We start from the raw sequence: 23,249 nt of genomic DNA on the forward strand, positions 1-23,249 counted from the left end.
TTTTCGCGGTCTCTTTTTGTCGTTAGAAAAAGGAGAAAGTTATGCAATTATTGCACCAAACGATCAGTAAACTGAAAGGATTTAAAGAGTGGTTTGATACCCTTAGTCTCCATGAGAGTCAACTTGTGCTAGGGCTTAGTGGATCGGTGAAGCACTTGGCCGAGTCGTGCGCATTTGAAAAATTAGATAAGCAATTAGTGATTGTGACGCCAACGCTCTTACAAGCTACACAGACTTATGAAGAATTGTCGGAGTGGTATGATGAGGATATTGTTCATCTCTTTCCAGTAGAGGAGTCACTTGCCGCAGATTTCTCAGTGGTGTCGCCAGATGTGGTGAGCCAACGCATTCGCACGCTTGATTTTCTAAGCCGTGGACAAAAAGGAATTGTCATTGTGCCACTGTCTGGTATTCAAAAGCTCTTAGTTCCAGTGGATGTCTGGAAAAAGAGTTCTATTGAACTTGCGATGGGGTCTGAAATCGAATCGATGGATGCCTTTGTAGAGCAATTAGTGGAATTAGGATATCGTCGTGAAAATATGGTCGCGACTCCTGGTGAATTTGCGCTTCGTGGAAGTATCGTCGATATTTATCCACTCGATCAAGAGTACCCACTACGTCTTGATTTCTTTGACACAGAAGTGGATTCGATTCGTGCGTTTAACGCGGAGACACAACGCTCGATGGATGTGATTGAAGAAGTGCGCATCTTACCCGCCACAGACTTACCACTCCAAAAGGAAGCCGTCTGGAAGGCGCAAGCGAAAATTCACACGCTCTATGAAAAGGACGTGAAGGCTTCCCAAAGCCCAGAGCGCAGGGATCAAGTGTCGAGTATTCAACAAGCCATCGATGCACAATTAGAAAATGGAGAAATCCCTTCAAACTTAACGTACTTCTTGGAATGTATTTATCCAGAAAAGACTAGTTTATTAGATTATGTTTCTAAAGATGCGTACCTCATTATTGATGACTATGCTCGTTTTATCGAGAAGAGTAAGTCGTTAGAAGAAGAAGCAGGCTATTGGAAAACGCACCATATTGAAACAGGCGCGATTGCGTCTGGATTGTCTCTTGTTCAAGATGGACGAAAAGTATTAAAGGAGAGTCCTCTTAAGAGAACGTATTTAGCCATTTTCCAAAAAGGGCTTGGAAGACTCGCGCTCGATGCGATTCATCCGATTACGACACGTACCATGACACAGTTCTTCTCGCAAATGCCGATGGTTAAAGTCGAAGCAGACCGCTGGAAGAAACAAGGTGCGACAGTCATCGTTTTAGTTGATGATGCCAAACGTGCACAAAAAGTAGAACAAACCTTTGCGGATTTTGAAATCAAGAGTGTGATTTCAAACGGGACTGTACTGGAAGGGCAACTTCAAATCATGGTCGGTAAAATGCACAATGGGTTTGAACTACCAGAAGATAAATTTGCTATCTTAACGGAACGCGAATTGTTTAATAAATTGACGAAGCGTGCTCCGCGAAATCAAAAAATATCGAATGCAGAACGTTTGAAGAGCTATACCGAATTAGCGGTTGGGGACTATGTGGTTCACGTGAATCACGGGGTCGGTGTGTACCAAGGAATGGAGACGCTCGAAATCGGCGGTATCCATCAAGACTACATGTCGATTCACTATCAAGATGGCGGGAATTTATTTGTTCCAGTTTCTCAAATTAAGCTCGTTCAAAAATACGTATCGTCCGATGCCAAAGTACCAAAACTCAATAAATTAGGCGGTACGGAATGGGCGAAGACGAAACGTAAAGTGGCTGCGAAGATTGAAGATATCGCCGATGAACTCATCGAATTATACGCTAAACGCGACGCCGAAAAAGGTTATGCGTTTAGCCGCGATACAGTCGAGCAACAAGAATTCGAACAAGCCTTTCCATATACGGAGACGCAAGATCAACTTAGAAGTGTGGCAGAAATTAAGGAAGACATGCAAAAGGACAAACCGATGGACCGTCTACTTGTCGGCGACGTTGGATACGGGAAGACAGAAGTAGCCATGCGTGCGGTCTTTAAAGCCGTAATGGACGGGAAGCAAGCAGCAGTTTTAGTGCCAACAACGATTTTGGCCGAGCAACATTACGAAAATTTTGTTCAACGATTTTCTGACTATCCGTTTAAGATTGGTTTACTGAGTCGATTCCGAAGTAAGAAAGAACAAGAAGAAACGATTGAAAAGCTTCGAAAAGGATCAGTGGATATCGTTATCGGGACGCACCGTCTGCTTTCAAAAGACGTGCAGTTTTTAGACTTAGGACTTCTCATTGTCGACGAAGAACAACGCTTTGGAGTGAAGCATAAGGAACGTTTGAAACAATTGAAATCGCAAGTGGACGTATTGACGCTCACTGCAACGCCAATTCCAAGAACGCTCCACATGTCAATGCTTGGGGTGCGTGATTTATCTGTCATCGAAACGCCACCAGCAAACCGTTATCCAGTCCAAACTTTTGTGATGGAACAAAACCCAATGACGATTCGTGACGGAATCGAACGCGAGATGGCTCGTGGCGGACAAGTCTTCTATTTATACAATCGTGTCGAAACGATTGAGAAGAAGGCCGATGAACTGAGAGTTTTGGTTCCAGGGTGTCGTGTCGGTGTGATTCACGGTCAGATGAGTGAGACGACGCTTGAAAATATTCTCTTCCAATTTATTGAAGGGGAATACGATGTCTTAGTAACAACAACGATTATCGAAACAGGGGTCGATATTCCAAACGTAAACACGCTTTTTATTGAAAATGCAGACTATATGGGACTTTCGCAGTTGTATCAATTACGCGGTCGTGTCGGTCGTACAAATCGTATTGCCTATGCGTACCTTATGTATCAACCAGATAAAGTCTTAACCGAAGTCAGCGAGAAGCGTCTTCAAGCAATGCGTGACTTTACAGAACTTGGCTCTGGGTTCAAGATTGCCATGCGTGACTTATCGATTCGTGGGGCAGGGAATTTGCTTGGAAAACAACAGCACGGATTTATCGATTCGGTCGGATTCGACTTATATTCTCAATTATTAAGCGAAGCCGTGTTGAAGAAACAAGGAAAAGAAGTGAAGTCGGACGAAGAAACCGTCGAAATCGACTTACAAATTGATGCCTATATACCTTCAAGCTATATTCAAGATGAACGTCAAAAAATCGAGATGTATAAACGCATTCGCTCGATTGATAGCGTGGAAGCTTATGAAGAATTGCTCGATGACTTTATCGACCGCTTCGGGGACTTCCCAGATGAAGTGAGCGCATTAGCAGAAGTTGGATTGATTAAGCATTACGCCAACGAGATTGATGTCGTATCGATTAAACGTAAAGACAATTCGGTGACGATTACGATTGCACCTCCAAGTGCGACTCGCCTGCAAGGAGTGCCAGTCTTTGAGGCACTTGGTCCAGTGAAATTACCGGCGCAAGTGGCCAACAAGAGCGAAAGTCTTCAGATTTTATTAAATATCACGCAAAAGCCTGTTGACTTATGGCTTGCGCAAGTTAAACTGTTTGTAAAAACATGCGGGGAAATTTTAGCCCGCGATGAGGAAAAACATGAAGAAGATAAATAGTAAAGGGATGATGCAAGGGGCGATTGCGCTCTCGATTGCCGCGTTTATTGCTAAGATTTTAAGCGCGGTGTACCGAGTGCCTTTCCAAAATATGGTGGGCAACACCGGTTTTTATGTATACCAACAGGTGTATCCTATCTATGGAATCGGCATGACCTTTGCATTAACAGGATTCCCTGTATTCGTGTCCAATGTGGTCGCGGAATACTTGGAGTCGACACATTTAAAGAAATTATTGAAGCAGCTATTCGTGATTGCTAGCCTCATAGGAGTGGGGATTTTTGCCTTCCTCCATTTGGGTGCGGGAATGATTGCTCATTGGATGGGAGATGTTGAGCTTTTACCAGTCGTTCAAAGCATCTCTTGGATGTTTCTTTTGATGCCGTTCCTAGTCATCACAAGAGGGTATTTCCAAGGAAGCTTCCGAATGATGCCGACTGCCATCTCCCAAGTGGTGGAACAGGTCGTTCGTGTTGCGGTAATTCTCTTTGTGGCGAGTCTATTTGGCAGTACCATTTCAGACTATTACACGATGGGCACATGGGCGATGTCGAGTGCGACGATTGCGGCAGTGTTTGCCATTCTCGTAATGCTGTATTATGTAGTTAAAGAAACAAAAGATCCGCTCGACGGCTTGACGATTTCACCTGTAGAAATGGAAGTTCCAACTTTTGGGCATCTCTTTAAACGTTTTGCCTTTGAAGGAGGGACCATCTGTCTACTTAGTTCGATTTTGGTCTTGTTCCAATTGGTGGATTCGTTCTCTGTGTATAATGTGTTAACAGACAAAGGAATTCTTCCAGAAGTGGCAAAAGACCTCAAGGGAATTTACGACCGTGGGCAACCGCTTGTTCAATTAGGAATGGTCGTTGGTGTCGGATTTTCATCGAGCTATATGCCGATGTTATCGCGTGCCTTCAAGAAAGGCCACGACTTAGAGTTTAAGAGATTATCCGCGTCTCTTCTTCGAATGACGATGACATTCTCACTCGTTGCGACGATGGGGATGATGGCCATCTTGCCGTGGTTAAATACTGCACTCTTTGGAGATGCGAATGGACATGCAGTACTGCTTGTTTATATCACAAGTATTTTCTTTGCGTCAGTCATTATGTCGCTGCACGGCATTTTCCAAAGCCAGCATCAATATCCCAAAACGCTACTGTCACTCACAGCAGGGCTTGTAGTGAAAGCTAGTACGAATTACTTATTTGTTGCGATGTTTGGAACCCTTGGGGCGAGTCTAGCTACAGCGCTTGGTTTATGTGTCATGATGGTCGTGATGATGGCTTTTGCAAAAGACATTTTTATAAGTGTGTTGCATGAAGAAAATTTCATACAGCTTCTTGCTGGGATTGCGATAGGAATGACCGTTATCGTCTCGATATTATCCTACAGTACGTGGCACTTTGCAGGACTAAAAGATTCTAGAACGATGGCCTTTGTCTTTTCAATCGTCTTTTCCTTTATAGGAGTTGTGATTTTCCTGGCAGGTACGATGAAATGGAATTTATTCACCAAACGTGAATGGGTACTGATTCCAAAAGGAAAGACTTTATTACGTAAATTTAGTAGAAAAGAGGAGAACGATGAGACTCGATAAATTTTTAAAAGTATCACGATTAATCAAACGCCGTACGGTTGCTAAAGAAGTAGCGGACAAGGGACGTGTGTTTATCAATGATAAAGTGGCGAAATCTTCAACAGACGTCAAAGTCGGAGATAAAATCGCGATTCAATTCGGGAACAAACATGTCTTAGTACAAGTCGAAGCTTTGATGGATTCAACGAGAAAAGAAGACGCTAAGGAAATGTTTACGATTTTAGAAGAAAAGTTCATTAAAGAAGAAAACACAGATTTATAAAATGAATCTAAAACTAGGTTCTCTCGTTTGAGGGAGCCTAGTTTTTTGTTCGAAAAATGTATGCGTTTTCTGTTGACTTCTATTGCAGAAAGGGGTATGATATGTAGTACTTTTTAAAATGATTAAAGGAGGAATAACCGTGGATTTACATGCCATTAATATATTGCAACCATTCAATGGATGGATGGAATTGCGTCATTTTTTGGCTATTTTAATATCATGCGCATGTGGACTAGCAATTGGTTATGAGCGTACCTCCAGAAATAAACAAGCGGGTGTAAAAACACACATGATTGTGGCGTTGACTTCTTGTTTAATGATGATTATTTCTAAAGAAGCTTTTTTGGATACACCACACTTTGATACGGCACGTGTAGCTGCGCAAGTGGTCAGCGGAATCAGCTTTATCGGCGGGGGAATCATTTTCATGCGTGATAAACGCGTAAGTGGTCTAACTACTGCCTCTGGAATCTGGGCGACTTCAGGAATTGGGCTTGCAATCGGTGGAGGATTTTGGTTCTTTGGAGCTGTATGTTCAGCAGTTATCGTCATCGTACAAAAACTTGCTTATGAACCTTTATTACAAAGAAAAAGCCGTCAAGTAAATATTTATTGTGAAATTCCAAACCCAACGATTGTACAGTCTATTTATAATTACTGTCATTTTGGGGATTATCAATCTATCCAAGTCGAAGCTAGAGAATTAGACGACGAAAAATATGAGCTGGTAATTCGTATCCAAAATGATGAAGAGATTGTCATTGAAAACTTAAAAAATTACATTCGTGAAACGGAAAATCAAGTCGTAATTAAGCGTGTTAAATTACGGACTGAAGATGTAAATTAAATTTTTTGATACCGCAGAGAGCTTCTCCGCGGTATTTATTTTTAAAGAAATCGTTTTAAAAAATTTTAGAAGGAAAGGCCATCCTTAAAAAATAGGGAGAATCATAAAAAAATAAAAAAATTCTTAGTGTAATCATAGACGATAAGGCTCATTCTTGTTATACTCATTGTGTATAAGTTAAAAAGGAGACAATTAAGGTGAAGCAACAAAATCAATCGACAAATTCGAATATCGTTTCTATCAACCAAAAAAGAAAACAAAAAACTTCTTCGCCAGTTTGGAAAAGCCATTCACTAGTGACCAAGCTGATTGTGATTGCATTAATTGCCATATCCGGAGTGATGATTGTCGGAATTGGGAATCAATTACAACAAGCGAATCAGTTAGATCAAAAGATTGAAAAGGCAAAAGCTGAAAAAGAATTCGCTGAAAAACAAAAAGAATCTTTAACGCAGCAAGTTGAACTTCTTCAAAGCGATGAATACATTGCGAAGTTAGCGCGTAGTGAATACTATTTAAGCAAAAATGGTGAAATTATTTTTAGTACGCCTAACGACACTGCTGAAAATAAAGCGCAACAAGTCAAAGAAGAAGTGGAACAAGGGGAAACTGTTGTTAAAGTAACCACACAAAACCGATAAGGCAATGAACCCTTTTTATACGTGAGCGTGTATAAAAAGGACAAAAATGAAGGAGGAACGCTTTTTATATGTCAATCGAAGTAGGAAACGTAATCCCAGGGAAAGTTACTGGAATTACAAATTTTGGAGTTTTTGTCGATTTAGGAGATCGTAAGACAGGTCTTGTTCACATCAGTGAGGTTTCAGATTCGTATATCCAAGATATCAAAGAAGTTTTGAAAGTTGGAGACGAAGTTAAAGTGAAAGTCATGACAATTGCTGACGATGGCAAAATTAGTTTATCGATTCGTCGTGCCGTTGATAAACCAAAGGAAGATACTGAAGACAAATCTAAAAACAAAAAAACTTTCACACCACGTAATCAAGATTCACAAGATTTCAAGAAAAATCGCTTTGCTGGGAAATCAGCTTCTCCATATGAAAAGAAATCTCCTTCGCAATCAAAAGCAACTGATTTTGATTCATTAATGAGTTCCTTCTTGAAAGACTCTGAAGATCGTTTAACTTCATTGAAACGTAACACTGAAGGGAAACGTGGAGGCCGTGGCGGTCGCCGTTCATAATGACTATTCTAATCTCTTCTAGTGCATGCTAGGGGAGATTTTTTTGACAGAAAGGAGAGACCTATGCAACATCAACTAGCTAGCTTTTTTAGAAAAAGAGTACCTGAGTATACTCATCAAAAATATGTTCTCGCTGTATCTGGTGGAGTCGATTCGATGGTCTTATTGAATGCTATGGCTCTCTTGTTTGAAGACGATGCGAAAAACCATATTGTAGTTGCGCATGTCAATTATGGACTTCGAGCACAATCGATGGATGAAGAACAATTAGTCCGTCGCTTTTGTAAATCGCGTCAAATTCCATTTGAAATAAAAAATTGGAAGGAAACGAAGGAAGAAAAAGCTTCAGAAAGTGTCTTAAGAAATTTTCGTTATGAATTTTTTGAGGAAGTATTAAAGAAACATCAAGCCCATTATTTAGTATTAGCACATCACCAAGATGATCAACTCGAAACCATTTTAATGAAGTGGTCTAGAGGCAGTACATTGGAAGGATTGTCTGGGATGAAGGAAATTCGTCAGGTGAAAGGGATGGCGATTTTACGCCCATTCCTATCACTGGATAAAAAAGAGCTATACAAAGAAGCCGAAACACATCAAGTTCCTTATTTAGAGGACGAATCGAATGAATCGGATAATTATACAAGAAATAGATATCGTCATCATGTGGTTCCTTTCCTAAAGGAGGAAAATCCAAATGCCGGAAGTCACTTCCAAAAGAGTGCACAGATGATCGCGGATGCCGTGGCCTGCTTAATGCCAATTTTAGAGGAAAAACAGGAGCTGTTATTCCAAAAAGGAAAGAAAAAAGTTGCATTCCACCGCGAAGCATTCCTGAAAGAACCTGTAGAGATGCAACGATTACTCTTACAACAAGTACTCATACAAATGGATACAACGATTTCAGTTGCCCAGATGGAACAAATCTTAGAAAAAATAGGTTCGAATAAAGCGCAGCTCACTCTAGATTTGTCAAATGGATGGAAGTTTAAGAAGCGTTATGAAGAATGTTCATTTGAAAAAGGAAGAGCGAGAGTTGTTCCGAATATTGAGTACATACTCTCCAAGCCAGAGGATACATTAATTCGACCAAATGAAGATGAGCAAATTTTGCTCACAACAGGAAAGACGTCTTCAGAATTTGCTTTTCCAGTGAATAGAGAGGATTTTCCACTAACCATTCGGCATGCAAAAGCCGGAGATAAAATTGCACTAAATGCGGAAGGAACGAAACATCAAAAAATTTCCAGATGGTTTATCAATTCAAAGATTCCACTTGAAGAACGAAAACAAATTTGGGTCGTAGAGAATGCAGGAAAAAAAATTCGTGCAATTTTAGGTTATCGCTATGCTCATCCGTTGTCCTTTGAGGAGGAAACTGGTAAAATGATTTTATCTTACGAAAACAAAACGAGGTGCACACATGTTAAAAGATGATATGTCAGAAATTTTAGTATCAGAAGAACAATTACAAGAAACAATCAAGAAATTAGGTGCTACGTTAGCGGAAGATTACCGTGGGAAAGATCCGTTAGTCATTTGTATTCTTAAGGGTGCTATTTTCTTTATGGCAGATTTAGTTCGTGCGATGGACTGTAACTTAGAAATTGATTTCATGGATGTATCTAGTTATGGAAATGAATTTGAGTCAAGTGGTGAGGTTCGTATTTTAAAAGACCTAAGTCAAAGCGTTAAAGATCGCCATGTGATTATCGTAGAAGATATTATCGATACTGGACGTACTTTAAAACACGTAGTTGAATTATTAAAACACCGTCAAGCGGCAAGTGTAAAAGTAGTGACTTTATTAGATAAACCAGAACGTCGTGAAGAAGCCATCGAAGCAGATTATGTTGGAATTGAAGTTCCAAATAAATTTGTTGTAGGTTATGGATTGGACTTCAAACAATTTTATCGTAATCTCCCTTGTATCGGCGTATTGAAACCAGAATTCTACGAAAATTAAGAATGAGTTAAACTATTCGTCAATAAAAGTCAAATATGTTATGATGGAGCGGTAGTTAAGAATACTATCGTTCTTCTTTTTTAAGAAGATGAGGAGGTCCAATGAATACAAATAATAACCGATCAATTTTTAGATCAAGTTTACTATATATACTTATTTTCGGAGCGATTGTCATTTTTGTAGGAATGTTCAATGGTAATTCGAAAGGCCCTGTAGCAGATATTTCTTATACAGAATTTATGCAAAGTTTGAAAAAAGGCGAAATTAAAGAATTAAAAATGCAATATTCAAACTCTGTTTATACGATTACTGGGGAATATACAGATCCTAAGGAACAAACTACAGAGGAAGCTAAAAATCAAAATGGATTATCGATTTTTGATAATCGCTCTACAAAGAGTACACAATTCAAAACAACAGTATTGCCAAATGACTCTACTGTAAAAGAAATTAATGAAGCCGCTCAAGCAAAAAATACAAAAGTTGAATCTTTACCAGAAAGTTCTACAGGAGTATGGATTGCGGCTCTTATCCAAGTGGTTATTCCACTGGGGATTTTAGGATTCTTGCTTTATAGCATGTTTATGAGCCAAGGTGGCCAAGGCGGACGTAACAATCCGATGAATTTCGGTAAGAGCCGTGCAACCAATCAGAAGAAACAAAACGTAAAAGTACGGTTCTCTGATGTAGCCGGTGCTGAAGAAGAAAAACAAGAGCTTGTGGAAGTAGTGGAATTCTTAAAAGACCCACGTAAATTTACAGCGCTTGGTGCTCGTATTCCTGCCGGGGTACTTCTTGAGGGCCCTCCAGGAACAGGGAAAACCCTTCTTGCAAAAGCCGTTGCCGGTGAAGCAAACGTACCTTTCTTCTCGATTTCAGGTTCTGAATTCGTAGAAATGTTCGTAGGGGTTGGGGCAAGCCGTGTGCGTGATTTATTCGAAAACGCGAAGAAAAATGCTCCAGCAATTATCTTTATCGATGAAATCGATGCCGTTGGTCGTCAACGTGGTGCCGGAATGGGTGGCGGACACGACGAACGTGAACAAACATTAAACCAATTACTAGTTGAAATGGACGGGTTCGAAGGAACAGAGGGAATCATCGTGATTGCCGCAACAAACCGTTCAGACGTATTAGACCCAGCCTTACTTCGTCCAGGACGTTTTGACCGTCAAATCTTAGTAGGTCGTCCAGATGTGAAAGGCCGTGAAGCGATTCTGAAAGTACATGCACGCAATAAGAAACTTGCAAAAGACGTGGACTTAAAAGTAATTGCGCAACAAACTCCAGGATTCTCTGGTGCTGAACTTGAAAACTTATTAAACGAAGCAGCTTTAGTAGCCGCTCGTCGTGATAAAACAGCCATTGACGCATTAGACGTGGATGAAGCACATGATCGTGTAATTGCTGGTCCAGCGAAGAAAGATCGTGCTATCAGTAAGAAAGAACGCGAAATGGTGGCTTACCACGAGGCAGGTCATACAATTGTTGGTATGGTCTTAAGCGATGCACGTGTGGTTCATAAAGTAACGATTGTCCCTCGTGGACGCGCTGGCGGGTATGCGATTATGCTTCCAAAAGAAGATCGTTTCTTAATGACAAAAGAAGAATTATTCGAACAAGTAGTTGGACTTCTTGGTGGTCGTGCTGCTGAAGAATTTATCTTTGGCGTGAAGACTACAGGAGCAAGTAACGACTTTGAACAAGCAACAGCTATCGTTCGTAGCATGATTACAGAGTACGGAATGGTGGACGAATTAGGAACGGTTCAATACGAAGGAAATCATCAAGTATTTATCGGACGTGACTATGGTCAAACAAAAGCTTACTCAGATCAAGTGGCCTTTGAAATCGACAATGCAGTACGTCGTATTATGAAAGAAGCTCATGAAAAAGCTCTTCAAATTCTTGAAGAACATAAAGAACAATTAGAATTAATTGCTCAAAAACTTCTAGAATTAGAAACATTAGATGAACGTACCATCAAATCACTTTTTGAAACAGGTGAAATGCCAGCTACAATCGTGGAAGATGAATATCCAAGCGAATCAGAAGCGGCAAGTTTTGAAGAAACAAAAAAAGCCTTAGCAAAACGTGATGCAGAACAAGCAGAAGGTAAAGAGATTCCTGAAGAGGACGAGGAAGTGGAAGTTGCAGATGTAACTGAAGCTCCAAGCGAACTTGAGGATGAAAACAAAGAAGAATAATAGAAAGAAAAAGAGAGCTGAGGCTGTTGTCACAGCTCTTTTCTTTTAAAAAAGGAGAAACAAATGGCAGATTCATTATTAAAAGTATTAGCATTCAATGATGAGGTTAAAGCCGTTGCTATGGTGGCAACAGATGCTATCGCCCAAGCCCAACGCAGACACGATACTTGGAGTTCTGCAACAGCAGCGCTTGGACGTACCATCATCGGAACACAATTATTAGCAAGCAGTTTAAAAGGGGACGAACGCATCACGGTTCAAGTGAATGGTGATGGCCCTGGCGGAAAAATCATGGCCGATGCGAATGGCCGCGGGGAAATGCGTGGTTATATCACGAATCCTCATGTCAGCCTCGAGTTAAACGACAAAGGAAAATTAGATGTCCGTGGGGTTGTTGGAACAAATGGAACGATTACCGTCCTCAAAGACTTAAATATGAGAGAACCGTTCTCTGGTCAAGTGCCCATCGTGGACGGGGAACTCGGAATGGACTTTACGTATTACTTAGCAGTTTCAGAACAAATTAACGGAGCTGTTGGAGTATCGGTTCTTGTCAATCCAGATGAAACGGTTCGTGCAGCAGGTGGCTTTATGATTCAATTATTACCAGGGGCTAGCGAAGCGACAATTTCAGAAATCGAACGTCGTATTAACGAGATTCCAATGGTTTCAAAATTGATTGACCAACAAGAACAACCGCGCGATATTTTAAATCGACTACTCGGAGAAGAGAATATTCGTGTGTTAGAAGAGATGCCGGTGAAGTTCCATTGCGGCTGTACGCGTGAACGTTTCAGTGCAGGATTGATGTCGATTGGAGTAGATGACTTACAACATCTCATTGACGAAGATCACGGTGCAGAAGTGGTGTGTCATTTCTGTGGAGAAAAATATCATTTCGAAGAAGCAGAATTACAAGGTTTAATCGATGAAATTAAAGCGAAACGCGAAGAGGCAGACGCTTAATCATTAAGGTTTAAGAGAGTGAGAAGAGGTGCTTCCATTTCTTCTCACTCTTTTTCTATTTTCAGCCGTTAAAGATATACAAATAAAGAAAAACTTAGTATAATACATACATAATACAAATGAGGTATATAGATGTTTAAACGGATTTTTGCTCGAATGAAAGGCATTTTAATGTTATTTGCAGGGAGTATCGCTCTCTTACCAATTACTCTAATGCTTGATTTTAAAACATTTGAACAATTTAATTTTTACCATGATGTCGACGTTTGGAGTCATCCAATTCTCTTAGTGCAGCTAGCAATGGTAGTTATCGTGCTCCTTCTGTTAGGGCAAGTCATCGGATTATCGGTGAAATATTATTTCGCATTTAAGAAATTAGATGTGCTCTTCCCGAATAACGAATCGGAACGAAAAGACTTTAAAGAAAAAGCAGACTATGTCGATGAAAAATTTGAAGCGATGATTGTAGATGGAGTGCTGATCTTTTACGGAAGACATTTTACAGTGATTCCGCTAAAAGAATTAAAAGAAATTCATCTGTATCGTACGCGTACAGGACGCCGTGTGTATTATGGAATCAAGTTCATGTTTAAGAAAAAAAGACCTTCCTTTATTCCAAATACGTATGGAAAGACACTAGAAGACAAGTATCGTCTCGTTCGAAAAGTGAATTACTTCGTCCCAGTTAAGATTAGGGACGATTGGAAAAATATCAATAGAAAGTAGGAAAAAAGTGCATAAAGGGTATGTGAGAAGAACGTTCTCTCTAGCGGGGGCTGCTCTTTTCTTAACAATGTTGGGGCTTTTCTTTCTCTTTGGAACCGTGAAAGGATACATGGGGGGAGAGGCGCTCTATAAGATGGGGGATATTTATCATTTGAATGATGCTGGGACTTCCGTTTCGATTCGTGTGTTGGATATAGACTCAGAGGCCCTCACTTACGATGGAAAAGAATATTACTTAGTAAAGCATGAAAAAGGGGTTACGCCACTTCAAGCGCAAGCCAAAGACATTCAACAGTTGTTGGATTTGAAAAAAGCGAATCCAAATGACTGGGAGCCTTTAAAGCAAGAGAATATTTATTTAAATGTTCGAGTAACGCCAGCAGTAACAAAGGGGCGTAGAGGGAGTAAGACTGTCCATATACCGGCAGTATTGATAGAAGCCTTTACAAGACAATATCGGAAGGGGCCTCTCTTACCGACAGAAGACGCTATACCGCTGGACTTCCTTCATTATTTAACTCTTACATCCACTACAAATCGTTTATTGGAGACGGTAGTGACTCTTTTTGTGTTTCTAATAGCGTTAGTATTCTTTTACGCTAGCTATAAACGAGTACTTTCATTGAAGGAACAATACGAGGTGTTTGATAAAGAGTTTCCGCGATATGCAGGGCAGATGAAGGCTTTAGCGCTGGATGCAGATTATCATGATCCTAAGCTAAAAATACTAGTGAAGGATCATAAATTAGTCTGCTATAATAACGATTTTAGAGTGATTAAGCTGCGGGAAGTACGAAATATTGAAGTTCGTCGCCAACAGGTAAAAAACAGTATCAGTTATGCCATCGATTTTGGATTTGGTGGGAATAAAAAAGTAACCATTCAATTGAAGGAACGTCCAGTGAACATTCGCCAATTAGTGGAGTATCTAAATAAAAAAGAAAGAACCAAAATATCGCTACCGTATCAATGGTATCAATGGTATTAGGTATATGGTTCATAGAAGATGAATCAATGATTTTAATAGAAAGCAGGGTTTAAAATGCATAAAGGATTTGGAAGAAGAACAGGACCTATATGGGTTGTAGTAGCGATAATGGCTGATTATTGCACGTGCAGGATTCAAATCGTTTCAGAGTGCGGAAGACTTATACAAAGCCAATGAGGTTTACTATGTCAACGATAAAGGTTCGTCAGTAGCGATTAAAGTAATGGATATTGATCCAGAACCGCTGGTGTTAAATGGACACAACTATTATTTGGTGAAACATGAACGAGGCGTTGCGGTTTTTGAGGCAAAATCAGATGAATTGAGCAATGTTTTAGAAGCAAAGAAAGCTGCCGGAAACGCAGAGAATGCACTCGAAGCATCTAATCTTTATTTGAGCGTTCGTGTCACTCCTGAAACGAGTAAACGTAGAGGGCGCACAACAATAGTGAATGTGACGCCTGAGATGAAAGATACCTTTTACAAGAAATATAAAGAGAGCCCGCTGTATTCGGAAAATACTAAGACGAAAATCGATGAATCCAGAATCTTGACGTTGACCACTTCTAAAGATCAATGGGGAGACTCAGCACTGACGTTTATCATGCTTGCCATTGTGCTTGGTCTTATCGGGTTCCAAATTTATCAAACACGTCGCTTGAAGGCGCAATATGTACGTTTTGATGCGTACTTCCCTGATTATGCGAACAATATGAAGCAGTTATTAGATGATGCGGAATACGTTGATCCAAAACTCAAGATTCTTGTGATGGAAGGCATTCTTGTAAGCTACGACATTAACTTTACGGTCATCGACTTATCAGAAGTCAGCAAGGCTTTCTTAGTTTTTGAAAACAGACGAAAAGGCGGCAAGAAGGTTCATCTACGCTTTGAATATCCAGACAAGAAACAGGACTCGATTCTCTTTAGAAGACAATTATTACGTCTCAAAGAGCTTGTGGAATATTTAAACGAAGAATACAACTTAGGATTGAAATTGGATTTTAGACTCCTAGGATAAGAAATAGAAATTGAAGGTGGAATATTTTTGCATAAAGGAATTTTAAGACGAACATGGGGAATGTGGATACTCACGGTCCTGTTAGGATTAGTAGTGGCAATGGTGGGGATTGTAGTTTCGTTTGGCTTTATGAGTGGACGTGAATTATACGAACATGGAATCATTTATGAAATGGAAAAAGATTCATCGTCTAGTTCGATTAAAGTGTTAGATATTGACCCAAGTCCGCTAGAGATAGACGATGAAACATATTATTTAGTGAAACATAATTATGGAGTATCGTTCTTAAAAACAGATACTTCCGAAATCAAACAAATTCTAGAGTTTAAACAGGCGCTTCCGGATAAAACGAACGCGCTCGCCACATCAGACTTCTACTTGAATATACGTGTAGTTAATGAGAAAGAGAAAAAAGGGAAATCTAGCGTCAAAACAAATATTACGCAAGAAATGAAGGAAAGATTTGAAGAAAAATTAAAACTGAGCCCACTTTCGGTGCAGGTGACTCTCGATAAATTGGATAAAACTCATTATTTAACCATTACGAATAATGCAGATAGATTTTTCGACATCGTGATGTTAATGGTGGTCATCGTGTTTTTTGTTATTGTATTGGTGTGGCAAATCGTTCGCGTTCGTCAAATAAAAAAACACTATGCTCGTTTTGATGAGCTGTTCCCTGACTATCAAGACGATATGAAACGTTTATTGGATGATGCGGAGTATCTTGATGATCAACTTGGGGTACTTGTCAAAGATGGAATTTTGGTTTCTTTTGGGACGGAGTTCAGAGTAGTAGACTTAGAAAAAGCAGTCAGTGCATCCGTTATTCGTCAAAAATCAAAATGGGGCGCGAAATATCAATTTTCGTTCTTCAATGAAGGCCGTAAGCCAGTAGAAAAAGTTCCACTTGGTAATTTACAGGACAATATCATTGATTTAGTCCATTATTTAAGAGAAATTTGCTCATATAATGTTTATATTCAATTTTAAAAAAATAAAATATTTTTTATGGTACGCAAAACAGTCTACGATTTGTTCGTGGGCTGTTTTGTTGTGTAGAAACCTTTTGATACTGCGGGTTTAGATCTGCAATAGGAACATTAATTCGGTCACAAACAAGTTAAAAAGTTAACAAATGATAACCATAAAAAGAGTCGAATGTTCATTATTTAGTGATATGATGAACATATCAAATCAAAGGACGTGATCTTATGGATTTCACAGGTAAAGTTGCCATTGTCACTGGTGGGGCAAATGGTATTGGTAAAGAAATCGTTCGCGGTATCGTAGAAGGTGGCGGTTTTGTAGTCATTGCAGATATTAATGAAGCTGCAGCAAACAAAACTGTTGAAGAATTCGGGCCAGAACACACAAGCTTCAAATACATGGATTTAGGAAATCATGAATCTATCGTAAAAAGCATGAATGAAATTTTAGCAGAACACAAAGTCGATATTTTAGTGAACTGCGCTGGGGTGATTAGTGCAAAACCATTCGATCAATTAACATACGAAGAATGGGAAAGAACAATCCGTATCAATCTTTCAGGATGCTTCTCAACGATTAGCACCATTTTCCCACACTTTATCGAAAACAAGGGTGGACGTATCGTAAACGTTTCTTCCGTTGCCGCTAAATTGGGTGGTGGACTTTTAGGGACTGCTGCTTATGCTTCTTCTAAAGCTGGTTTAAATGGTTTAACTAAAGCCGTTGCTAAAGAAGGCGGTAAATACAATATCGCATGTAACGCTGTATGCCCTTCATTCACTCGTACAGATATGACGACAGTATTATCAGAAGATAAAGAAAAGAGCCAAAAAGTAATTAGCATGATCCCTCTTGGACGTCGTGCAGAACCAGTTGAAATCGCTCAAATGATTCTCTTCTTCGCAAGCGACCTTGCAAGCTTTGTAACAGGGGAAATCGGTGACTGCGATGGCGGTATCACATTAGATGGCTGATTTTAGCTAGTTTCTTATTCCAAATCAGAGAAGGACTGTGAACAGTATGAAAAAGATTAAAATTCCTGGGGATACAATCATTATTCCAATGTTTATTGGATGTGTGATAAATACGTTTTTCCCTCAAGTATTACAAATTGGTGGATTTACCACTCCAATCGTGAAAGGTGCTGGACCACTTGTTGGGGCATTCCTCTTCATTATCGGGGGGACCATTTCTCTTAAAAACACACCAAAAGCCGTTGGACGTGGGGCAGCGATTATTTTAGCGAAAATTGCGGTATCTGTAGTCTTAGGGTTGTTGGTCGCGAAAGTATTCAATGACAACTTCCTCGGACTTAGCGCTGTTGCCGTTATTGGTGCCATTTCTGTAGCTAATAATGCCATGTATGCGGGGATTGTAGATGTATACGGGGACGAAATCGATGCTGGAGCCGTTGGGATTACAACCTTGAGTGTTGGCCCAATGGTAACAATGGCCGTATTAAGTAGTGCCGGCCTTGCAAACATCTCGATTTGGAACTTAGTCGGAACGGTATTACCACTTGTGTTAGGGATTGCGTTAGGAAATGCCTTCCCTTACATGAAAAAAGTACTCTCAAATGGGATTACGGCTATCATTATCGTCGTTGGTTTCTGTTTAGGGGCAAATATGAGCTTTGGTCAAATCCTTGAAGGAGGTCTACCTGGTATTTTACTAGGGGTGATTACTACACTCGTTGGGGGTATTGCCTCCATCGCCGCAGACCGCTTAACAGGTGGGAACGGGGTTGCCGGTGCTGCCATCTCAAGTACAGCAGCCAGCGCTATTGCTACACCAGCTGCACTTTCAGCAGTGGATGCAACGTTCAAAGGAATTGAAGCAACCGCAACGACTCAAATTACCGCTTCAGTAATCGTAACAGCGATTTTAACTCCAATCTTAACAGCGTATATCGCTAAAAAATTCGGAAACAAAAAAGAAGCTGAAGTACAAGAAGCTTAATCGTATTTAAAAAGTGAAACCACCTCGGATTTTTCCGAGGTGGTTTTTGTTTTCCCTTGAGTGTAACAATAATGTTACGTAACAAAAATTTTACAACTCAATAAGTTGGGTTGTATCAAAATTGATACAAAAAGAGTAGAGTGTATCATGCATGATACACTCTGAATTCTGTGAGCCTTTCACCTGAATTTTTGCACAAAAAAGAACCTCAAAAACTGAATGGAAATCTTTTGAATTCTATAGTGAGAGCAGTAGTGAGTGTAACCAATGTGAATTACAGACCGTTTTACGGCCTGTTTGAAGCTTGGTAGGGTTGAGACCTTGGCTCAACCCGATACAACTACTGCCATCACTATGAGGATATTTAAAAGATTGCAATGAAGTTTTGAGGTTCGTGTTTTTAAAATGAATTACGCTTCACCGAAAATGCCTGTTGAAAGGTAACGTTCGCCTGTATCTGGTAATAGAACGACAACAGATTTGCCTTTTCCTAAGCGTTTTGCCACGCGTAAAGCGGCAGTTACAGCAGCTCCAGAAGAAATACCAGCAAGGATACCTTCTTTAGCAGCTAAGTTTTTCGCTGTTTCAATCGCATCGTCACTTGTTACAAGTTCAAAACCGTCGATCACATCACGGTCGATAATGCTTGGTTCAAAACCAGCAGAAATTCCTTGGATGCGGTGTTTTCCTTTTTGGCCTTTAGAAATAAATGGCGCTTCTTCAGGTTCAACCCCGATAATTTCAACGTCTTTATTGACTTCTTTTAAGGCACGGCCAACACCTGTGATTGTACCACCAGTACCGATACCACTGATATAAGCATCTGGTGTTTTGCCGTCGAAGGCTTTAATAATTTCTTGCCCAGTTGTTTGATAGTGGATAGCTGGGTTTGCTTCGTTGTCGAATTGACGTGCCCAGAAGTAGCCAGGTTGTGCAGCGAGTTCTTCAGCTTTCGCAACGGCAGCGCCGAATCCATCCGCAGCAGGCGTTAATAAGACTTCTGTACCGTATGCTTTCATTAATTGACGGCGTTCGATAGACATGGATTCAGGCATAATTGTAATGACCTTGTATCCTTTTGCAGCGCCGACTAGTGAAAGTCCTACACCTGTATTTCCACTTGTTGCTTCGATGATTGTGTCGCCAGGTTTTAGCGAGCCATCTTTCTCAGCTGTTTCGATGATGTTTAAAGCGATACGATCTTTGACAGATCCACCGGCGTTAAACGACTCGACTTTTACATATACATCTGCAGAATCGTCTGAAACTAAACGGTTTAGTTTCACAAGGGGAGTGTTCCCGATTAATTCTGTGATAGTTTCTACTGATTTGACCATAAATGATCCCTCCATAAAGTTAGACTGGGCAACTTTAAGGGTTGCTTGGTTCTAATTGTAACTGGGAATGAGTAGGTGCACAATAGTTTTTTATAAAAAAACAAAAAAAGTATAGAAAATTCACTTTAGTTATGATACACTACCCTCTAGCAAGGGCTTTTAAACTCATCCAGAGAGGTGAGAAAGGCTAAGAACAAGTTTATTAGACTAGCCCTACGCTTAATAACATAGGGCTTTTTGTGTGCACAAAAACGCCCGGAAAAGAGGGGAAAATGGAGTTACAAACTTCAAAAGTCGATCTGTTGTTGGATGTGGATCAAAAACCGGATCTCGTGCCTGGCTTGTTTTTAAGTCTTCAGCACGTGTTTGCGATGTTTGGTGCCACGGTTTTAGTGCCGTTAATATTGGGGATGCCAGTATCGGTTGCTTTATTTGCGTCGGGATTAGGAACACTAATCTATATGGTAGCGACGCAATTTAAAGTACCTGTTTACTTGGGATCCTCTTTTGCTTTTATTACGGCCATGCAGTTTGCAATGGCGCAAATGGGCGGAAGTCCAGATGCAGCTCAGACAGGGGTAGTGTTAGTCGGATTACTTTATGTGGTAGTGGCAATTTTAGTGAAGTTACTAGGAACGGGATGGATTAACCGTATTTTACCACCGATTGTCATTGGACCGATGATTATTGTGATTGGTCTAGGCCTGGCAAACAGTGCTGTTAAAAATGCAGGCTTTGTTGTGGATGGAGACTGGAAACCAATGTTCGTGGCGGTAGTGACCTTCCTTATTACAGCATTTATTAATACAAAAGCAAAAGGTTTCTTGAAAATTATCCCATTCTTATTTGGGATTATCGGTGGATATATCGTAGCCATCTGCTTTGGTCTAGTAGATTTCACAAAAGTAATAGAAGCTCAATGGATTGCTTTGCCAGAGTTATACTTGCCGTTCGATACAAATGGGCTTTTCAATCAGTATCATTTATATTTCGGTCCGGAAACATGGGCGCTTCTACCAGTAGCTGTTGTGACGATTGCAGAACACATTGGAGACCATACCGTACTCAGTCAAATTTGCGGGAAGCAATTCTTGAGTGATCCAGGTTTACACCGTACCTTAATCGGAGATGGCGTAGCAACTGCTGTGTCTGCCTTTCTAGGAGGTCCAGCGAATACGACTTATGGTGAAAATACTGGGGTTGTGGGGTTAACACGTATTGCATCCGTATCCGTCATTCGTAATGCAGCGATTATCGCAATTCTCCTCAGTTTCTTTGGTAAATTCACGGCCTTAGTTCGTACGATTCCAAATGCGGTACTTGGAGGAATGGCGATTCTCTTATACGGGGTTATTGCTTCCAATGGGTTGAAAGTGTTAATTGAAAAACAAGTAGACTTCCGTCAAGTACGTAACTTAATTATTGCAAGTTCCATGTTAGTACTAGGATTGGGTTCTGCGGTATTACAATTAGGACCAGTAACGTTATCAGGTACAGCTCTTTGTGCCATTGCAGGAATTCTGCTCAATCTCATTTTACCTCACGAAAAAGTAGAAGATAACGAATAATTATCATAAAAAATATATCAAGAAAAGCACTGAAGACATGAATACGTGATGTCTTCAGTGCTTTTTTGACGGTTTAGTTCAAAAATACAGCATTTATATAAAAAAATTAATAATAAATCTGATTAATTACAATGGAAGTAAATTTTTTAGAGTGATTTTATTAATAAAAGAAGCTTAAATTACTTGCGCCAATGGATATATACTCTTATATTATATAAGTAATGTAGTTAAAATTATTTACAAAAATATATAAAAATGACTGTTTTTGACCGTTTTAAACCGAATCGGTCAAGAAAATTAGCAGATTGATACATTTAGGAGGAACTGCATGCTTACTGAAAAGAGAAGAAGAATTATTTTAGATTTATTAGACAAGGAAGATACAGTTCACCTAAAGGATTTAATGGAGGCTCTCCAGGCTTCTGAATCCACTATTCGACGCGATCTTTCTTTATTAGAAGAAGAAGGAACCCTGATTCGTATCCATGGTGGTGCTAAAAGAGTGTATTCAAAAGAATTTGAACCGACCACCAAAGAAAAAGAACGTTCAAATCGAAGAGAAAAAGAGTGTATTGGTCGCTATGCAGCCTCTTTAGTAACGAACGGCGAAACGATTTATATGGATGCAGGGACAACGACTTTAAGAATGATTCCGCATTTAGAAGGAAAAGATGTCACGGTGATTACAAATGGGGTACAGCAGGCCCATCTTCTTGCAGACTATGGAATCAAAACGGTGTTATTAGGCGGTCAAGTAAAGGTAGAAACGAGTGCAGTTATTGGAACTCTTGCTCAAAACCAACTCAGAGAATATTTCTTTAAAAAAGCGTTTCTCGGGATGAATGGAGTCGATCTCAGTTATGGGTATACAACGCCGGATGAGGAAGAAGCTCAAATTAAAAAAATTGCCATTAGTAAGAGTAATCATGCTTATGTTTTGGCGGATTCTAGTAAATTTGCTAAAGTAAGTTTATGTAAGGTTGCTGATTTTCATCAAGTAACCATGGTAACAAACACGACGAAAGAGCAAGCGGACTTACGTTACCGTATGGCTGGTAGCATTCGTCTTGTTGAAATGGACGCATAAAAGAGGAGAGATAGCATGATTTACACGATTACGTTTAATCCAGCAATTGACCTTGTTGTAAAAGTTCCTAATTGTGAACTAGGCACATTAAACCGTTCTGTGGAAGAAAATTACGTTGCAGGCGGTAAAGGAATTAATATGTCGGTAATCCTAAAACGATTAGGGTTTGATAATACAGCCACTGGGTTTTTAGCAGGTTTTTCAGGAAACTTCATCAAAGAAGCTCTCCAATCCGAAGGTATCGGGACAGACTTTATTCAAATCGATGGAGTCACTCGAATTAATCTAAAGTTGAAGAGTAATGAAGAAACGGAAATTAATGCAAATGGACCGGTTGTAACCAAGGACGATTTTGGACGTCTAGTGACCTATTTTGAAGACCGACTTCAAGAAGGGGATGTTGTATTTTTAGCAGGGAATGCAGGAAATGGAATGGACCATTCGGCTTATACGACCATTGCTAAATTATGTGACGAAAAAGGGGTCAAACTAGTCCTCGATACAACAAAGGATTTACTGACCAAATGTCTTCCATACCATCCGTTTATCATTAAACCAAATCATCATGAATTAGGTGAGATTTTCGGGGTAACGATTGAGACAGAAGAACAAATTGTAGATTATGCAAAACAATTACAGCAAATGGGGGCTAGAAATGTACTGATTTCTCGCGGTGGTGATGGCGCAATGCTTATCACAGAAACTGGAGAAGTGTACACATCGAATGTTCCGAAAGGGACACTTGTGAACTCTGTAGGCGCAGGGGACTCAATGCTTTCTGGTTTCATGGCAAAATTTATCGAAACAGGCGATTATGCAGCAAGCTTGAGGCAAGGAGCTGCGACTGGAAGTGCGACAGCCTTTTCTGTAGGAATTGCTGAAAAAGCATTTATTGAAGAGCTATTACCACAAGTTGTGGTTACGAAACAGTAAGAGT

The 23,249-nt window shown here is 40.0% G+C and carries 20 protein-coding genes; 19 read left to right on the top strand and 1 reads right to left on the bottom strand.

Annotation, left to right across the window (positions count from 1 at the left end; translation table 11 throughout):
• Nucleotides 1-41 precede the first annotated feature (41 nt).
• The 16 genes from mfd to HMPREF3106_RS05335 all read left to right on the top strand — a co-directional run bounded on the left by mfd (nucleotide 42) and on the right by HMPREF3106_RS05335 (nucleotide 18,320).
• Nucleotides 42-3,581, top strand: a complete 3,540-nt coding sequence (gene mfd / locus HMPREF3106_RS05260) for a transcription-repair coupling factor (RefSeq protein WP_070444837.1) — start codon at nucleotides 42-44, stop codon at nucleotides 3,579-3,581.
• The gene (locus HMPREF3106_RS05265; protein ID WP_070444840.1) at nucleotides 3,565-5,184 is read left to right on the top strand and encodes a putative polysaccharide biosynthesis protein; all 1,620 of its coding nucleotides are present in this window, start codon (nucleotides 3,565-3,567) and stop codon (nucleotides 5,182-5,184) included. The genes mfd and HMPREF3106_RS05265 overlap by 17 nt, the downstream gene beginning before the upstream one ends.
• The gene (locus HMPREF3106_RS05270) at nucleotides 5,171-5,446 is read left to right on the top strand and encodes an RNA-binding S4 domain-containing protein (RefSeq protein WP_049554842.1); all 276 of its coding nucleotides are present in this window, start codon (nucleotides 5,171-5,173) and stop codon (nucleotides 5,444-5,446) included. The genes HMPREF3106_RS05265 and HMPREF3106_RS05270 overlap by 14 nt, the downstream gene beginning before the upstream one ends.
• Before the next feature lie 139 nt (nucleotides 5,447-5,585).
• Entirely contained in the window at nucleotides 5,586-6,293 is a 708-nt protein-coding gene (locus HMPREF3106_RS05275; protein WP_082160242.1) for an MgtC/SapB family protein, read from the top strand.
• Between the two features lie 197 nt (nucleotides 6,294-6,490).
• A complete protein-coding gene (locus HMPREF3106_RS05280; RefSeq protein ID WP_005606125.1) occupies nucleotides 6,491-6,934 on the top strand; it encodes an FtsB family cell division protein in 444 nt (147 codons plus the stop codon).
• Nucleotides 6,935-7,002: 68 nt separating this feature from the next.
• Nucleotides 7,003-7,497, top strand: coding sequence for a S1 domain-containing RNA-binding protein (locus HMPREF3106_RS05285; RefSeq protein ID WP_049554841.1), 495 nt, complete (start codon nucleotides 7,003-7,005; stop codon nucleotides 7,495-7,497).
• 63 nt (nucleotides 7,498-7,560) lie between these two features.
• On the top strand, nucleotides 7,561-8,934 hold the full coding sequence (gene tilS, locus HMPREF3106_RS05290; RefSeq protein WP_070444842.1) for a tRNA lysidine(34) synthetase TilS: 1,374 nt from the start codon (nucleotides 7,561-7,563) through the stop codon (nucleotides 8,932-8,934).
• Complete coding sequence (hpt, locus tag HMPREF3106_RS05295; protein ID WP_049554839.1) at nucleotides 8,921-9,463, top strand: hypoxanthine phosphoribosyltransferase; 543 nt, start codon at nucleotides 8,921-8,923, stop codon at nucleotides 9,461-9,463. The genes tilS and hpt overlap by 14 nt, the downstream gene beginning before the upstream one ends.
• A 101-nt stretch (nucleotides 9,464-9,564) precedes the next feature.
• Nucleotides 9,565-11,670 carry an ATP-dependent zinc metalloprotease FtsH gene (gene ftsH, locus HMPREF3106_RS05300; protein ID WP_070444845.1) on the top strand — a complete coding sequence of 702 codons (2,106 nt, stop codon included), beginning with the start codon at nucleotides 9,565-9,567 and terminating at the stop codon, nucleotides 11,668-11,670.
• Between the two features lie 63 nt (nucleotides 11,671-11,733).
• Nucleotides 11,734-12,636 (top strand): Hsp33 family molecular chaperone HslO, encoded by a 903-nt coding sequence (gene hslO, locus HMPREF3106_RS05305; RefSeq protein ID WP_070444847.1) that lies wholly within the window; start codon nucleotides 11,734-11,736, stop codon nucleotides 12,634-12,636.
• A 132-nt stretch (nucleotides 12,637-12,768) separates the two neighbouring features.
• Nucleotides 12,769-13,362, top strand: a complete 594-nt coding sequence (locus HMPREF3106_RS05310; protein WP_070444850.1) for a hypothetical protein — start codon at nucleotides 12,769-12,771, stop codon at nucleotides 13,360-13,362.
• Nucleotides 13,363-13,369: 7 nt separating this feature from the next.
• Nucleotides 13,370-14,350 (top strand): hypothetical protein, encoded by a 981-nt coding sequence (locus HMPREF3106_RS05315; protein WP_070444853.1) that lies wholly within the window; start codon nucleotides 13,370-13,372, stop codon nucleotides 14,348-14,350.
• Between the two features lie 223 nt (nucleotides 14,351-14,573).
• Nucleotides 14,574-15,371, top strand: coding sequence for a hypothetical protein (locus tag HMPREF3106_RS05320; RefSeq protein ID WP_070444856.1), 798 nt, complete (start codon nucleotides 14,574-14,576; stop codon nucleotides 15,369-15,371).
• 27 nt (nucleotides 15,372-15,398) lie between these two features.
• Entirely contained in the window at nucleotides 15,399-16,364 is a 966-nt protein-coding gene (locus HMPREF3106_RS05325; RefSeq protein ID WP_070444859.1) for a hypothetical protein, read from the top strand.
• 221 nt (nucleotides 16,365-16,585) lie between these two features.
• Nucleotides 16,586-17,335: an SDR family NAD(P)-dependent oxidoreductase gene (locus HMPREF3106_RS05330; protein WP_005606105.1), complete on the top strand. Its 750-nt coding sequence runs from the start codon at nucleotides 16,586-16,588 to the stop codon at nucleotides 17,333-17,335.
• A gap of 46 nt (nucleotides 17,336-17,381) precedes the next feature.
• Nucleotides 17,382-18,320, top strand: a complete 939-nt coding sequence (locus tag HMPREF3106_RS05335) for a 2-keto-3-deoxygluconate permease (RefSeq protein WP_005606104.1) — start codon at nucleotides 17,382-17,384, stop codon at nucleotides 18,318-18,320.
• Between the two features lie 410 nt (nucleotides 18,321-18,730).
• Here HMPREF3106_RS05335 and cysK read toward each other — a convergent pair whose 3' ends face one another.
• Nucleotides 18,731-19,657: a cysteine synthase A gene (gene cysK / locus HMPREF3106_RS05340; protein WP_049554832.1), complete on the bottom strand. Its 927-nt coding sequence runs from the start codon at nucleotides 19,655-19,657 to the stop codon at nucleotides 18,731-18,733.
• A 272-nt stretch (nucleotides 19,658-19,929) separates the two neighbouring features.
• Between cysK and HMPREF3106_RS05345 the strand changes: the two genes are divergently transcribed.
• The 3 genes from HMPREF3106_RS05345 to pfkB all read left to right on the top strand — a co-directional run bounded on the left by HMPREF3106_RS05345 (nucleotide 19,930) and on the right by pfkB (nucleotide 23,245).
• Complete coding sequence (locus HMPREF3106_RS05345; protein WP_070444862.1) at nucleotides 19,930-21,225, top strand: uracil-xanthine permease family protein; 1,296 nt, start codon at nucleotides 19,930-19,932, stop codon at nucleotides 21,223-21,225.
• A gap of 328 nt (nucleotides 21,226-21,553) precedes the next feature.
• Nucleotides 21,554-22,312: a DeoR/GlpR family DNA-binding transcription regulator gene (locus HMPREF3106_RS05350; RefSeq protein WP_070437378.1), complete on the top strand. Its 759-nt coding sequence runs from the start codon at nucleotides 21,554-21,556 to the stop codon at nucleotides 22,310-22,312.
• Between the two features lie 15 nt (nucleotides 22,313-22,327).
• A complete protein-coding gene (pfkB, locus tag HMPREF3106_RS05355; RefSeq protein ID WP_049554831.1) occupies nucleotides 22,328-23,245 on the top strand; it encodes a 1-phosphofructokinase in 918 nt (305 codons plus the stop codon).
• Nucleotides 23,246-23,249: the final 4 nt, after the last annotated feature.

Origin of the sequence: Granulicatella sp. HMSC31F03, from assembly GCF_001807725.1 — a bacterium.
Classification (GTDB): domain Bacteria; phylum Bacillota; class Bacilli; order Lactobacillales; family Aerococcaceae; genus Granulicatella; species Granulicatella adiacens.

Coding starts and splice junctions, on each gene's coding strand:
- HMPREF3106_RS05350 (WP_070437378.1), top strand. CDS start 21,554: ATGCTTACTGAAAAGAGAAGAAGAATTATTTTAGATTTATTAGACAAG.
- HMPREF3106_RS05265 (WP_070444840.1), top strand. CDS start 3,565: ATGAAGAAGATAAATAGTAAAGGGATGATGCAAGGGGCGATTGCGCTC.
- HMPREF3106_RS05320 (WP_070444856.1), top strand. CDS start 14,574: ATGGATATTGATCCAGAACCGCTGGTGTTAAATGGACACAACTATTAT.
- HMPREF3106_RS05310 (WP_070444850.1), top strand. CDS start 12,769: ATGTTTAAACGGATTTTTGCTCGAATGAAAGGCATTTTAATGTTATTT.
- HMPREF3106_RS05345 (WP_070444862.1), top strand. CDS start 19,930: ATGGAGTTACAAACTTCAAAAGTCGATCTGTTGTTGGATGTGGATCAA.
- mfd (WP_070444837.1), top strand. CDS start 42: ATGCAATTATTGCACCAAACGATCAGTAAACTGAAAGGATTTAAAGAG.
- ftsH (WP_070444845.1), top strand. CDS start 9,565: ATGAATACAAATAATAACCGATCAATTTTTAGATCAAGTTTACTATAT.
- HMPREF3106_RS05270 (WP_049554842.1), top strand. CDS start 5,171: ATGAGACTCGATAAATTTTTAAAAGTATCACGATTAATCAAACGCCGT.
- hpt (WP_049554839.1), top strand. CDS start 8,921: ATGTTAAAAGATGATATGTCAGAAATTTTAGTATCAGAAGAACAATTA.
- cysK (WP_049554832.1), bottom strand. CDS start 19,657: ATGGTCAAATCAGTAGAAACTATCACAGAATTAATCGGGAACACTCCC.
- tilS (WP_070444842.1), top strand. CDS start 7,561: ATGCAACATCAACTAGCTAGCTTTTTTAGAAAAAGAGTACCTGAGTAT.
- HMPREF3106_RS05330 (WP_005606105.1), top strand. CDS start 16,586: ATGGATTTCACAGGTAAAGTTGCCATTGTCACTGGTGGGGCAAATGGT.
- HMPREF3106_RS05335 (WP_005606104.1), top strand. CDS start 17,382: ATGAAAAAGATTAAAATTCCTGGGGATACAATCATTATTCCAATGTTT.
- HMPREF3106_RS05285 (WP_049554841.1), top strand. CDS start 7,003: ATGTCAATCGAAGTAGGAAACGTAATCCCAGGGAAAGTTACTGGAATT.
- pfkB (WP_049554831.1), top strand. CDS start 22,328: ATGATTTACACGATTACGTTTAATCCAGCAATTGACCTTGTTGTAAAA.
- hslO (WP_070444847.1), top strand. CDS start 11,734: ATGGCAGATTCATTATTAAAAGTATTAGCATTCAATGATGAGGTTAAA.